Source organism: Sulfurisphaera javensis (assembly GCF_041154675.1).
GTDB classification, from domain to species: Archaea; Thermoproteota; Thermoprotei_A; order Sulfolobales; family Sulfolobaceae; genus Sulfurisphaera; species Sulfurisphaera javensis.
In genome coordinates, this window is sequence record NZ_AP031322.1 from 1,464,889 (window position 1) to 1,478,028 (window position 13,140).

At 32.3% G+C, this 13,140-nt stretch carries 17 protein-coding genes; 9 read left to right on the forward strand and 8 right to left on the reverse strand.

Features of this window, described 5'->3' with window-relative positions:
* The first annotated feature begins 15 nt into the window (after positions 1 to 15).
* The 4 genes from ACAM25_RS08180 to ACAM25_RS08195 are packed head-to-tail and all read left to right on the forward strand — an operon-like array spanning position 16 to position 3,011.
* The gene (locus ACAM25_RS08180) at positions 16 to 381 is read left to right on the forward strand and encodes a hypothetical protein (protein WP_369609245.1); all 366 of its coding nucleotides are present in this window, start codon (positions 16 to 18) and stop codon (positions 379 to 381) included.
* Positions 378 to 1,214, forward strand: coding sequence for a twin-arginine translocase subunit TatC (gene tatC, locus ACAM25_RS08185; RefSeq protein ID WP_369609246.1), 837 nt, complete (start codon positions 378 to 380; stop codon positions 1,212 to 1,214). The genes ACAM25_RS08180 and tatC overlap by 4 nt, the downstream gene beginning before the upstream one ends.
* A 58-nt stretch (positions 1,215 to 1,272) precedes the next feature.
* Complete coding sequence (locus ACAM25_RS08190) at positions 1,273 to 2,520, forward strand: 3-isopropylmalate dehydratase large subunit (protein ID WP_369609247.1); 1,248 nt, start codon at positions 1,273 to 1,275, stop codon at positions 2,518 to 2,520.
* Positions 2,517 to 3,011 (forward strand): 3-isopropylmalate dehydratase small subunit, encoded by a 495-nt coding sequence (locus tag ACAM25_RS08195; protein WP_369609248.1) that lies wholly within the window; start codon positions 2,517 to 2,519, stop codon positions 3,009 to 3,011. The genes ACAM25_RS08190 and ACAM25_RS08195 overlap by 4 nt, the downstream gene beginning before the upstream one ends.
* A gap of 244 nt (positions 3,012 to 3,255) precedes the next feature.
* Here the strand turns inward: ACAM25_RS08195 and bluB are convergent, their stop codons facing one another.
* Positions 3,256 to 3,921 (reverse strand): 5,6-dimethylbenzimidazole synthase, encoded by a 666-nt coding sequence (gene bluB / locus ACAM25_RS08200; protein ID WP_369609249.1) that lies wholly within the window; start codon positions 3,919 to 3,921, stop codon positions 3,256 to 3,258.
* Between the two features lie 30 nt (positions 3,922 to 3,951).
* Positions 3,952 to 5,121 (reverse strand): alanine--glyoxylate aminotransferase family protein, encoded by a 1,170-nt coding sequence (locus tag ACAM25_RS08205; protein WP_369609250.1) that lies wholly within the window; start codon positions 5,119 to 5,121, stop codon positions 3,952 to 3,954.
* 104 nt (positions 5,122 to 5,225) lie between these two features.
* On the opposite strand from ACAM25_RS08205, the gene ACAM25_RS08210 reads away from it, so the two are divergent.
* Positions 5,226 to 5,564 carry a hypothetical protein gene (locus ACAM25_RS08210; protein WP_369609251.1) on the forward strand — a complete coding sequence of 113 codons (339 nt, stop codon included), beginning with the start codon at positions 5,226 to 5,228 and terminating at the stop codon, positions 5,562 to 5,564.
* Here the strand turns inward: ACAM25_RS08210 and ACAM25_RS08215 are convergent.
* Positions 5,550 to 5,996: an EVE domain-containing protein gene (locus ACAM25_RS08215; RefSeq protein WP_369609252.1), complete on the reverse strand. Its 447-nt coding sequence runs from the start codon at positions 5,994 to 5,996 to the stop codon at positions 5,550 to 5,552. The two genes, ACAM25_RS08210 and ACAM25_RS08215, sit on opposite strands and share 15 nt — an antisense overlap.
* Positions 5,997 to 6,119: 123 nt before the next feature.
* Between ACAM25_RS08215 and ACAM25_RS08220 the strand changes: the two genes are divergently transcribed.
* A complete protein-coding gene (locus ACAM25_RS08220; protein WP_369609253.1) occupies positions 6,120 to 6,383 on the forward strand; it encodes a hypothetical protein in 264 nt (87 codons plus the stop codon).
* On the opposite strand, the gene ACAM25_RS08225 is transcribed toward ACAM25_RS08220, so the two are convergent.
* From ACAM25_RS08225 to ACAM25_RS08235, 3 genes are read right to left on the reverse strand one after another with little or no spacing between them, the layout of a single operon-like run.
* Entirely contained in the window at positions 6,357 to 7,091 is a 735-nt protein-coding gene (locus ACAM25_RS08225) for a DUF1614 domain-containing protein (protein WP_369609254.1), read from the reverse strand. The genes ACAM25_RS08220 and ACAM25_RS08225 overlap by 27 nt on opposite strands.
* The gene (locus tag ACAM25_RS08230; protein WP_369609255.1) at positions 7,073 to 7,597 is read right to left on the reverse strand and encodes an NTP transferase domain-containing protein; all 525 of its coding nucleotides are present in this window, start codon (positions 7,595 to 7,597) and stop codon (positions 7,073 to 7,075) included. Before ACAM25_RS08230 ends, ACAM25_RS08225 begins: the two co-directional genes overlap by 19 nt.
* Entirely contained in the window at positions 7,551 to 8,492 is a 942-nt protein-coding gene (locus ACAM25_RS08235) for an AIR synthase family protein (protein ID WP_369609256.1), read from the reverse strand. Before ACAM25_RS08235 ends, ACAM25_RS08230 begins: the two co-directional genes overlap by 47 nt.
* Before the next feature lie 27 nt (positions 8,493 to 8,519).
* On the opposite strand from ACAM25_RS08235, the gene ACAM25_RS08240 reads away from it, so the two are divergent.
* Positions 8,520 to 9,248 carry an ABC transporter ATP-binding protein gene (locus ACAM25_RS08240; protein WP_369609257.1) on the forward strand — a complete coding sequence of 243 codons (729 nt, stop codon included), beginning with the start codon at positions 8,520 to 8,522 and terminating at the stop codon, positions 9,246 to 9,248.
* Positions 9,245 to 10,228, forward strand: coding sequence for an ABC transporter permease (locus tag ACAM25_RS08245; protein ID WP_369609258.1), 984 nt, complete (start codon positions 9,245 to 9,247; stop codon positions 10,226 to 10,228). Before ACAM25_RS08240 ends, ACAM25_RS08245 begins: the two co-directional genes overlap by 4 nt.
* On the opposite strand, the gene ACAM25_RS08250 is transcribed toward ACAM25_RS08245, so the two are convergent.
* Positions 10,218 to 10,976: an enoyl-CoA hydratase/isomerase family protein gene (locus tag ACAM25_RS08250; protein ID WP_369609259.1), complete on the reverse strand. Its 759-nt coding sequence runs from the start codon at positions 10,974 to 10,976 to the stop codon at positions 10,218 to 10,220. The two genes, ACAM25_RS08245 and ACAM25_RS08250, sit on opposite strands and share 11 nt — an antisense overlap.
* Before the next feature lie 181 nt (positions 10,977 to 11,157).
* On the opposite strand from ACAM25_RS08250, the gene ACAM25_RS08255 reads away from it, so the two are divergent.
* Complete coding sequence (locus tag ACAM25_RS08255) at positions 11,158 to 12,855, forward strand: cbb3-type cytochrome c oxidase subunit I (RefSeq protein WP_369609260.1); 1,698 nt, start codon at positions 11,158 to 11,160, stop codon at positions 12,853 to 12,855.
* On the opposite strand, the gene ACAM25_RS08260 is transcribed toward ACAM25_RS08255, so the two are convergent.
* Positions 12,842 to 13,081: a SelT/SelW/SelH family protein gene (locus tag ACAM25_RS08260; RefSeq protein WP_369609261.1), complete on the reverse strand. Its 240-nt coding sequence runs from the start codon at positions 13,079 to 13,081 to the stop codon at positions 12,842 to 12,844. The two genes, ACAM25_RS08255 and ACAM25_RS08260, sit on opposite strands and share 14 nt — an antisense overlap.
* Between the last annotated feature and the right edge of the window lie 59 nt (positions 13,082 to 13,140).

A 13,140-nucleotide genomic window follows, 5' to 3' on the forward strand; every position in this document is an offset into this window, starting at 1 on the left:
CTTAAGGTGATTTAAATGATTGGAAGTTTAGATGATTTTTTAATTGTTGTTCTTGTAGGAATATTATTATTTGCAGGAGATAAAAATTCTGTTAATTCTATTAAGAGTGTCCTAAAAGGATATAATGAATTTAAGAAGAGAAGGGATGAATTAGTAGCTGAACTAAGAAGAGAGATTAATGATATAGCAGAAGAATCTTCTACTCCCATTAGAGATGTTTCTCAACATTTTAAGCAAGGAGTAGAGAGCTTAAATAATAGTTATTTACAAGCTAGAAATAATTTCCAAGATATGAAAGTTAAACTTCTTGAAGAGAGAATAAAGGAACTTGAGGAAGAAATAGAGAAACTTAAAAAACAGACAAAAAGTGATACTAAATGAGTTTTCAAAAACCTACTACTGATAAAGAGGCTCCACTAATAGAACATTTAAAGGAGTTAGGTATTAGAATTAGAAATGCTATTATTTATATTTCAATATTTTTCGTAATTTATTTCGCATTTGGAATTTCTACGACAAAAATTGGTTCTTATACAGTTCCTATTATATATCCTACGATTTATCATAGTATTGCAATACAATTCACTGATACTTTTTTAGAAAGAGAAAAACCAGTTGGTTTACATCTAATTACTCTTAATCCTTTTGATCCTCTATATGCTTCAATGTACGTTTCATTTCTTTTAGCGCTAATTACTACTTTTCCCCTAGTTTTTAGAGAATTTTGGGCTTTTGTAGCCCCAGGATTATATGAGCATGAAAAAAGAACCATAAGGAGAGTATTATTACCAGCTACTGTTCTTTTTTTGGCTGGAGCTTCCTTTGCTTATTTTATAATAATACCTTTTATGATGCTATTCGTATATAGGCTAGATTTAATGTTAGGAGTTGAGCCTACATTAAGTTTAAGGTCTTATGTAAGCACAATAGTTAACTTAATGATAGCTGTAGGTGGTTCATTCGAGTTTCCTCTGGTTATGACATCTTTAACTCAGTTAGGTTTAGTAAAAGCAAAAACGTGGAGAGATAACTGGAGGTGGGGCGTTTTAGTCTCTTTTATAATAGCGTGGATCGTTTCTCCTGGAACTACAGGAGGTCTAATAGAAACAACAATTGCAGTAACTCTGTCAACTTTATATTTTGTAGGAGTTCTAGTTTCGTCAATTATCGAAAAAAGAAGGTCGAATAAAGAAAAAGAGTTACTAGTGAAATAACAAAAATCGAACATATTTTAAAATAATATTTATTTTCTTCTTTTCCTTCTTATAATTCGTGCCTCAAACATTAACTGAAAAAATTTTAAGCAGAGCTGCTGGGAAATCAGTCAGTCCGGGTGATGTAGTAGAAATAAATGTAGATATAGCCGCATTCCATGACTTGACTGGTTATCATGTTATAGAAGTAATGGAAAAAGCTGGAATGCTAAAAGTTTTTGATAAGCAAAAAATAGTTATTGCTTTTGATCATTTAGCACCACCACCTGATGTTAGAAGTGCAGAAATACAAACCCAAATAAGAAAGTTTGTTAAACAATTAAGTATACCTAATTTTCATGATATAAACGTAGGAATTCTACATCAAATATTATTAGAAAAATATGCAAACCCTGGATATGTTATAGTTGCAGCTGATAGCCATACAACTACTTCTGGAGCTGTTGGTGCATTTGCGCAAGGATTAGGTGCAAGCGATGTTGCAGCTGCTGTGATAACTGGCAAAACATGGATAATGGTTCCTCAACCTTTCAAGATAACATTAGAGGGTAAACCCGGTAAATGGATAAATGGTAAAGATGTTTCCTTAAAAATTCTTGGAGACTTTAAGGCTGATTACTTTAATGGAATGAGCATTGAAGTTTTTGTTAAAGAACCTTCAGCATTTCCAATGGACTTTAGGGCTACTGTCTCTAATATGGGAATTGAAATGAATGCTGATGCGTTAATGTTTGTACCAGATGAAGAAACTATAAACTATATAAAAACTAACAGAGGTTACGAACCACCAACAATTAGACCGGATGAAGAGGCTAAATATGTTGATGAATACACAATTGAGCTTAATAAATTAGAGCCTTTAGTTGCTGCCCCTCATAGTGTCGATAATGTTAAAACTGTAAATGAAGTTGAAGGATTAGATGTGGATCAAGTTTACATTGGTTCTTGCACAAATGGTAGGTTAAGTGATTTTGAAATGGCAGCCAAAATATTGAAAGGTAAAAGAGTTAAAACTAGATGCATAGCGATTCCAGCCTCATATGATTTATTTAAGAAAGCGATGGATTTAGGCTATATCGAGATTTTAGTAAATGCTGGATGTGTAGTAACTTATGGTACATGTGGTCCTTGTTTAGGTGGGCACTTTGGTGTTGCTGGTCCTGGTGAAACTATTGTTTCGACAAGCTCAAGAAACTTTAAAGGAAGAATGGGAAGTAATGATTCAAAAGTATATTTATCTGGTCCAGCCGTTGCTGCGGCAACAGCTTTAGAGGGTAAAATAACTGATCCGAGGAGATTCTCATGATAGTCGAAGGAAAAGTATTGAAATTTGGAGATAAAATAGATACTGATATTATAATACCTGCAAGGTATTTAAAATATACTGATCCTCAGTATTTAGCTCAACATGCGATGGAGCCGTTAGACCCAGAATTTTATAAGAAAGCATCAGCTGGAGTAATATTAGTAGCTGGTAAAGTATTTGGAATGGGATCTTCAAGAGAACAAGCAGCCATTGCGTTAAAGGCTGCTGGAGTTAAGGCGATTATTGCTGAATCTTTTGCTAGAATATTTTACAGAAATGCTATTAATAATGGATTACCCGCAATCGTTTTGCCAGATGCGACAAAGTTAATAAATCAAGATGATTATGTTAAGGTTAACGTAGAAACTGGAGAAATAATTGTAAATAACCAGAAAGTGTATAAAGGAAGAGGAATAACTGGAATGCCATTAAAAATTCTTGAAAGCGGCGGATTATTAGATTATTTGAAGAAAGTTTCAGTAAAGGGTTAGAGAGTTCTCCGAAATAAAAAAGCTTTTTTATGATCTTATCTATTTTAATATATGAAAATTACTTTCGTTATACTCTCTCTCATTTTTATGTTAATTGATGAACCAATTGCTCTCTTAACTTTAGAAAGAATTTACGGTTATAAAGTGTATTCCCTTGCATTATCTTTATGGTTCTTAATTCCATATTCTTTACTCATATTCTTTATAGAGTATATGATAGTTAGTAGCTTATCTTTAATATTAGCTAAATTTTTGCATTTCTTAAAACATTTAAGAGCCTTTCATTAGGTTTATTATTCCACTGATTTTCAAAAACTAGTTCCTCGAGCGGCAATCTCTTATTCCATCCTTTTTCTTCTAGTTCTGGAACTTCTGGAAATTTTGTAACATAACAAAGTGTCAGATATGCAATTAATTCTACGTTATCTGGAATTCCAAGAATTTTCTTCACATCCTCTTTTTTGAAGAAGCTAACCCACCCAACTCCTATTCCTTCTGCTGTTGCAGCTAACCATAAATTTTCTATTGCTAAAACTGTAGAATAATTACATGTTTCTGGAATAGTACGTCTTCCTAAAACATGAGGTCCAAATCTGTTGAAATCGCAAGTAACAGCCAAATTTATTGGCGATTCCATTATTGCATCAATTTTTATATTATCAAAAATTTTCTTTCTACTTTCATCTAAAAGATTCTTAAATTCTTCTCTTTCTTTATCAACTAGTTCCTTTATTCTTCTCTTTATTTTCTCATCTTTAATTATAATGAAATTCCATGGCTGAGAGTAACCTACAGAAGGACCTAAATGGGCTGAAAGCAAAAGCTTTGCCAAAACTTCATCTGGTATGGGATCGCCTTTACAGTAACTTCTTACATCTCTTCTCTTTTTTATTGCTTCATATAAATCCATGGATAAGTTATCCACATATTAGAATAAAAATTATTTAGCTAAATAAAGTTGTGTAGCTTTTACTCCTTCTCCTAGCTTTATATCTTCTCCTAACCTTTTTAGTGCCCTTTCAATCGATGCTATTGTAGAAATTGCATCATTTTCTGTTACCCATCCCATATGACCTATTCTAAAGTACTTGCCTTGTAATGCTGGATGTACGCCCGGAGCAAGTTCAATTCCTTCAGAAATTACTTCTGAAAGTACATTTCCTGCATTTACTTTCTTAACCAAAACACCAGTAACAGTATTACTATATGCCTCTGGTTTTCTAGCTACAATATCTAAACCCATTCCTTCAACTCCAGCCCTTATTGCCCCTGCGATTTTTTCATGCCTTTTTATTCTATTATCTAATCCTTCTTCGTCTATGATTATCTTTAAGGCCTCAGCTAACATTAAAATTGTGTGAACTGGAGGAGTTGAGAAGTAAGATGCTTTTCCATCTTCCATGTTAGTCATTACTGGCAACCAGTTTCTTAGATCTAAATAATAGCCAGCAACGCTTTTCTCCTCTTTTAATTTTTCTATTGCATTGCTCGAAAGAACTAACAATCCCATCCCTGGTGGGACTCCTATAGCTTTTTGGCTAGCAGTTAAATAGACGTCAACATTCCAATCTTTTGCTTTAACCTCTTCTGCTCCAACACTAGAAACTCCATCCACGACTACTAAATCCACATAGTCCCTTACAGCTTTTACGCTTTCCCTTATAGGTTGTCTAACTCCAGTGCTTGTCTCTACATGTGTGAATGTTACTAATTTATACTTTTCCCTCTTTACCTCTTTTTCTACTGTTTCTGGTTCTACATAATATCCAGGTTCAGCTTTTAATACATTTACCTGGACTGGATATTTTTTAAATATGTTTATCCATCTATCACCGAATACACCATTAGTAACTACTAATACTTTTTCTCCTTCCTTTAGAAGGGAAGTAACGCTTTCCATTGCTGATGTTCCGCCACCAGGTATAATGAATGGTTGATACGTTTTATCTACTTGAAATAATTCTCTAATTTTCTTTAGAGAAAACTGAAATGCTTGGACAAATTCTGGTGATGTAAAGCCCACGTTATTTTTTAACCCTGCGTAAAGGATTCTATCCAGAATGTTTACTGGACCCACATGCATCAAAATTCGTTTTTCTTTTTGTATCATGAGATACATGACGTGAATTGGTATTTATTCTTTTTATTCTCTCGGAAAGGAAACTTTTTGCTAAAAATCTATTTTTAATTCAAGTATTATCTTGGTGTCTTTATTTGATAATACTGACTAATATATTAAACATGATTGACTTAGCTAATTATACTGTTCTAAGAAGGACTTATGAGAATTTTAGGTCAGAACTCTCTAGCTGTATAAACATTAAAGAACTAAAATTAAAAGTTCAGAAGTTCTTGTCTTTTATATCTTCTATTGAAGCAGAAGAAAACTTAATAGAGTTTATTACAAAACAAAAGGAGATTGCTAAAAGATTACTTCTAGTAATAAATATTCGTTATGTTATATTCTTCTTATATAGGTATTTGGTACATAAACTTCTATCAGAGCTCCTATCTTTAATCAATAGGGCCTTATCTATTTTAAACTATAGATGATCTAATACATTCTTCAATTTTTTTCACATCTTCTTCTGGTATTGGTCTTTTTAAATTTGCTGGGACATTTCTCAAATACTTAGAGAATTGAAATTTGTCCTCTATGAAGGATAGAGATCTTATTAAGTCTTTCGAATCGCATTCACCAACTAAGATAGGTTCGAGTTTAATTCTATAAACTTCAACTGCTTTCCCTACTAGTTTTTCATTAGGAAATAAGACTGTTTCGTCGTAATACCAATCCGATATTACTTTAAATATTCCTACAAATTTTCCTCCATACTTTTTAGCATAATATTTTCCTACGTAGAAAATGATGTAATCTCCAGGCTTGATATACTTTTGTGGTGATTCTCTTCTAAATCCAAACACGTGAGTTTTGAGAATAGTCTCCCACATGTCTTCTTGTACTGGTATAATCCAGTAAGCCATCAATATTAAAACTTCGTTAATAGAATATTTAAAGGTATTGTAATGGTACCGCTTGAAAACTAGAGGTTAAATAAGGGGTATGAATAAGGGTAAATTTATTAGTTCTAAGATTAGAGTAATCATGTGAAAAAGCTATTTCTGTTTGTTACTCCTAAAAGACATTCTTCTATTGAGGATTACGAGCTTGATATGCTATACAAGATTTCCGATAAGTTTGATTTAGGCGACTTAACAGAATATAGTAGATGGAGTGAAGGAAACGTAAATTTTATTTATGCTAGATTTAAAGGTGGATCAGTTAAAATTAGATATATCGAAGGAAAAGAAGGAATAGCACTCATTAGAATAAAAAAACATTACTTAAATAAGAACAAGGATTTCAGCTAACATAATTGCAAATAAACCAGACATAAATATTCCATCAAACGTTCCCATGCCTCCTATACTTACTAACTGAGGACTTGAGTCAATAATCTTTTTAAGATTAAGTAAGTCTGCTCCAATCAAAGATCCTAACACACTACTTATATATGCAGAGATGGGAACTAAATAACTTACCTTGAAAAAGAGAACGTAACTGAAAAGTGCTGAAAATAATGGAGCTATTAAGGGGTTCATAACAACTCCAACACCGTTTACAACCCTAGAAAATATATTACATATTACAATTAAAATTACTAAATCTAATAATAGGAAAATAATGTAAAATCCGTGAAAGGCTAATGCGATTAAAGTTAATGAAAGTAAAGTAGGAATTACTGCTCCTCCTATATTTATAGCTACTAAGGTTTTTCTTATTTGGTATGAAAGTCTAGGGACATAAAAAGGGATACCGAAAACATATACTACGTCAACTTCTGGAGCTAATGCTGGTTTGTTAATTTCTTTGATTACCACGTTTACTGGGCTTAGAATTAGGCTAAAAAGAGCTAATTCAAATGCTAAAAAGTAACTTAACATTGTATTTATTCCAACTATTTTAAGCAAAGTCGAAAAATAACCTATTGAAACAACGAAAATTATTAACCCTAAAAAACCATAGCCTATTGCATATATTCCTCTAAAGGGAGTAAATATTAGTATTCTTTTAGCCACTTGTTATATTCCATGCTCTTACATAAATTTTTAACATTCAAATAATCTGATAAGGTATTCACATTAATGATCTCTTTCTCGAAATATACGTTTTCGTACTCATTAAACTTAAATTCTTTCCATAAGCTAATTCCTACATAACCAGATTTAGTTAGAAGACTACATATAGGTTTTTCGCAATTAAAGAGCTTATACATAGCTTCTTCTGGAATAAATGGGGTATCAGAAGGTACAATTATTACTGGAAAACCAACTTTTTTTATAGCTTCAATGACGTCATATTCATACCCTTTTCCTTCTGTTATGACTTTTCGAAACTCTGAAAATATTAAAGGGCTATAAGGTGTTATTGCAAGATAGATTTCATTTGTAAAGTTTAATAAATTTCTATAAACCCAATAATACATAGGATAACCGCATAAGTCTAAAAGAGGTTTAAAAGGAGATAACCTAGTGCCCTTACCCCCAGCCATAATAATTGCTTTCAAACCTGACAAGCTCTTCATAGAAATCCTCCTTGAAGACTCCTTCTCCCTCAACTTCTAATACGTCTTCTCCCTCAACTATTTTTCCTATTATCTCTCCTCCAAGCTCCTCAATCTTCTTAGGTTTATCTGTTATTACAATAAAAGCACCAGAGGAAATTAACGTATAAGGATTTATTCTCAAAGCTTTTGTTATTTCCAAGGTTTCTTCTAACATTCTAGGCTTTTTGTTTATTACTACTTTATTTTTACTAGCCTTCGCCACTTCTAATAACGCTTGATAAACTCCTCCCTCTGTTGCATCATGCATTGCAATTACATAGTCTTTTACTCTTAACGCTTTATCTTGAACTGAAATAAAATTTCTGAGTTGTTTAGCTTTCTCTATAGTTTCTTTTTTAATTCCTCTTTTTAGAAGCTCATCCTCAAATTCATTTGCTAAAATCCATGTTCCTTCTAAACCAGTATATCCAAAAAACCCTATGTAATGCCCTGCTTTTGCATCTGATAATTTCATAATTTTGTTACTAAAAGATAATGCAGTAGTAGTTACTATGTCTTGATTTAATCCCCTTGTTACTTCAGTGTGTCCTCCAATTACTGAACAACCTATTATTCTACAAGCTTCATTTATTCCTTCAATTACTTTATCAAGGTTTTCCTTTTTGGATAGAAGTATAGTAGTCAATACCCACTTACAAGGTACTCCTTTCATATTTACATCATTACAAGCCACAGTAACTGATAAGAAACCAGCATCTTTTCCAGCTTCAGTTATTGGATCAGAATGAATAACTAGATATTCCCCTTCAGTCTTAATCATTGCATCATCTTCACCTATTGAGGGACAAACATCACAATTTCCGGTCTGAATTTTACTTAGGAAGTCTTTAACTGGAATTTTTCCAAAAAGCATAAATTTTATACGTACGAGAGGGTAAATATGCATTTAATTGAGGTTGAAGATCTTTGGAAAATTTATAAGAATGGCGTTGAAGCACTAAAGGGAATTTCCTTCACAGTTGATGAAGGAGAAGTATTTACATTTCTTGGTCCAAATGGTGCTGGTAAAACTACTACAATTAAAATTCTTTCTTGTGTTTTAAAACCAACGAAAGGTAAAGTAGTTATTTCTGGCTATTCTTCCCCTAAAGAGTGTGACAAAATCAGAAGAGTAGTCACTACTGTACCCCAGGAATTTCAAGGGTTTTCAGATTTAACAGTGAGGGAAAACATAGAGTATTTTGCAAAGCTTTACGATACAGTAGATAAAGTTGATGAAATAATAGAGAAATTGGATTTAAAAGAGCATGAAAGGAAAAGATTCAAAGAATTATCGGGCGGTTTGAAAAGAAGAGTTGCAATTGCTTGCGGATTAGTTGGAGATCCTAGAGTAATTTTTCTTGATGAGCCTACAATAGGTCTTGATCCAAAAGCTAGAAGAAATCTCTGGAAATTAATAGAGACTTTAAAACATATGAAAATTACAGTTTTTCTAGCAACTCATTATTTGGATGAGGCTGAAAAATTAGCAGATAAAGTAGGAGTAATATATAAGGGTAAGATAATCAAAATTTCTTCACCTTCAGAACTTATGGAAGAATTTAAAAAAGAAAATTTAGAAGATGCTTATCTTTCGTTAATGGAACAGTTAAAAAGTGAGGAAGAATGAAAAATATAATTCCAACAACAATTGCAATAATAAAAGATAACTTAAGAAGTCCAATTACAGTATTCTTTATCCTATTTTTCCCTTTAGTTTTAGCAATAATATTCTCTCTTATAACAATAGCACCACAACCTCACATAATGGTTTATGTCAGTGGTGAGAATGCTACTAAAATTGCCAGTTATTTGAATGAAAGCAAACTGTTTATAGGAGTAGTAGGAGGAAACCCAACTGTTGTAAAGCTTAATCAAAATGTTATGTTTTATAATTCAACAAGTAAAGAAGTTTATTACAATCAATTGGAAGCTAATTACGTAACAGTGTTTGAATCTTACTTAATGGCAATGAACAAAAAAGATTTTTTCATTTCACAAGAACTAATAACTAGAAATACTCCATTGGCCTATGAAATTTCTGGTGTAATTGGTGTAATTTCTCTTTCAAATGGAATTTTAGGAATTACTGGAGTTGGAAGTGGATATTATAGGGATAAACTTATTGAGAGATTAGCTTCTTCTCCAATCAAGGACTATGAGTGGGTTGTCTCTTTAATGATTTACGAAGTACTAATTACCGTAATGTCAACTATTGTAGTCTTGATCTTTGGTATAATTTTTGGGTTTCTGCCTATAATCAGTCTTTCCTTCATTGGAATATTAGCATTAGCAACATTAATGTTTTCTGGTTTAGGGGCAATAATTTTTGGTTTATCCCCTAAAGATAAAATTGCTATATCAAACACTGTTGCTACAGTCATAGTTTTTCCCTTAATGTTCATAAGCAACGCCTTCTTTTACGTTAATGAATTTCCATGGTTTATAAGAGCTTTCGTTAACTATCAACCAGTTTCTATTGTAAATGATATGGTAAGAGACGTATTAATTTATAACAGCTTACCAACTCCTATTTACTTTCTCATTATTCTCTTTTTAACAATAATATTCATTGCCATAGGAAGTAGGTTATTAAGGCTCAGAGAATAGACCATTTCGGCTTTGATTTTGTCAAGAACGCTGAAATCCCTTGCCTTCCATCTTCAGTTAGAACTTGATCAATTAAATCTGAAAATGCATCTTCAACTTCTTTTTCGTATTTTTTATATAAGTGTTGCCTCATCACCGTAATTGATGAAGGAGCCATCTGCTTAAGTTCTTTTATTAAATTAAGGTTCGCTTCATCGAAATTGTCATTTATTTCATAAACTAGTCCAGCTTCCTTTGCCTCATTAGCGTTTAATTCTCTGCCTAGGAATGCCATTTTGAAAACCGTATTCCAGCCTAACTTGTATTTACCTAAAGTTATAAGAACTGGAGGATAAACGCCAATTTTTCCACCGGGGGCAGCAAATTTAGCATTATTAGAAGCAATAACGAAATCGGTAGCTAGAAGAATTTCCATTGAAGCACCATAAGCTATTCCTTCAACGTTAGATATTAATACTTTTGAAAAATTTAGTAAAGTTCTAAACATCTCGAACATTGTGGAAAAGAAGCTTGTTGCATATTCTCTATTTTCCGACGCTTTCCTAAGTTCTCCTATATCTGCTCCAGCACCAAAATTTTTTATTCCTCTTATTATTACAAATCTTATTTCTTTATCTTTATCTAGTAATCTTAAGGAATCTATAAGTGAATGCATAAAATTTATGTTCACTAGATTGTATTTTCCTTCTTCATTACTTATTAGCATTTTAGCTGTATAACCCTCCTTTTGAACTAATATTTTAGTCATTGATTAGTCAGTGTAAATGGACTTTATAACCTTTTCTTAATTTTAATGGGTTATTTAGGAACAAAATAATAAACAAAATTAAAGATTTCTTTTAAATTGTTTTATACTTGTTTATTAGGTTTATGAAAATACATTTAAGTCAGAAAAAATAAAAAATAGTTAATCTGATTGGGTGAAACCCATGAGCGCCTCTGATTTTATACGAGGATTGGGCAAAGCTATAGTTTTAGGATTATATTTTGGTGTCAACTTCACTTTGGCTAAAGTATCTGATTTTGTTAATGCTATATTTCAGTTAGATAAGGACTGGATAACAAGAGCTACGATGGGAATGATAGTTCTTAGCCTAATTTGGGGTATATTAGGTATAATTGATGCTTTAATGGTAAGAATCCAGGAAGCTGCGTGGGGAATAGCACAAGCACTGCCATTAACTGCCCAAGAGTATGAAGCATCAATTACATTACATGGAATGAGAGACTTATTTGGTTTTGCTCAGCAATTAATTCTTGCTGTCTTTATATACTTTACATTTAAGATGTTAAATATTCAGCCAAGATTAAAGTGGATGTTTAACTTAGGTTTCGTATTATTTAACATTTCTTTTATGTTATTTGAAGGGCCAATTATAATAACTACTCAATCTGGTTTTGATAATTACTTTTCCGCTACTGGTTGGTACTATTTAGCACCAATAGGTGTAAATGGCTATTCATTATACGTAGTGAGCCCATTATGGTACATAGGATGGATCTTACTTGAAATTGGTATTTATCTAATGACTGGCTGGTATGTCTATCACTTCTATTTAGCATCCAAGAACTTAAAGGAAAAATTACCAATTTTCTTAGTATTCGGATTAGTCGTAGGTATCTTAATACTTGAAAGCTATTCCGGTTCATTCATCACTGCAGCTTGGGACTTATTGGCCTATTACCATGTGGTGGGATATAATATCATAGCAGATCAAATCTCATTTGTAACCTTATGGCATGGTATAGTTTATATAGCGTGGTTCCCTGCTGTTGGAGCCATGTATTTGTTAATACCTATGTTAGCCAATAAACCACTTTATAGCGATAGAATGGGAAGAATTTCAGCTTTATTATATTTAGTCTTTGCTACTGGTCCATTAGGAATTCATCACCTTTACATGGTTGACTTACCAGTTGCTGTAAAAATAGTAACCGAAGTTCTAACTGACGGTATTATAGTACCTTCAATGATGACGTTCTTTAACCTATGGGCTACAGCTAAGGGGGCTAACATTCAATGGAACATATTAGCTGGATTAACTGCAATGTCTTTTGCTGGTTCAGTTTACGCTGGAGTCATGGGAATATCTAACTCTGTAATTACTTACGATGCTATAGTTCATGAAGGATATTACGTGGTAGCTCACTTTCATGCATTTATATTATTCTCTATAGTTCCAGCCGGATTTGCTGCTTTATATTTAATGGTACCAATGATGACAAAAAGAATGTGGTATTCCGCAAAAATGTCATGGATACACTTCTGGGGATATATGATAGGCGTAATAATGGTAGTGATGGGATTCTCGTATTTAGGTGTAACTGGACTAATAAGGAAGGAAATGATATATCCAATATCATCTACTTTTGTTACTGGCCAGTTAATTGCTACTGCTGGTGCTATTATTGCTGATTTAGCTACTGTAGTCTGGTTAATTAATGTTGTTCTAACATTAGTTAAAGGAAAAGTTATGGAAACAGAAGGATTAAGCTTAGGGGAATTAACTACTACAATTGCTATGGCTTTAAATGGAAACTCCGATATAGTATCTAATAGTTTCATAAAAGGAATAAACTTTGTAAAGGCAGAGATTCAAGATTTGATAAAAGTTAAGAAGTTATAACTTTTTTACTTATTTCTTTTAAAATTTCTTCATGTTCTGGGAATCTTTTCTGTTCGTATCTAGAGAATATTAAATTTCCATCCAGGTAGATATCAAATATTCCATTCTTACCTTGTTCTAGAGTTACTTCAACATTATCAAAATAAGTAAGAATATCTTTTGCTAAGTTTAGTGCTCTATCTAAATACCCACAAGGTCTACAATAAACAATTTTAACGGAGTGCATATGAATCGTTATTTTTATCACTTAATATATTTTTCTTTATAATATTTTGTTGGTTATGT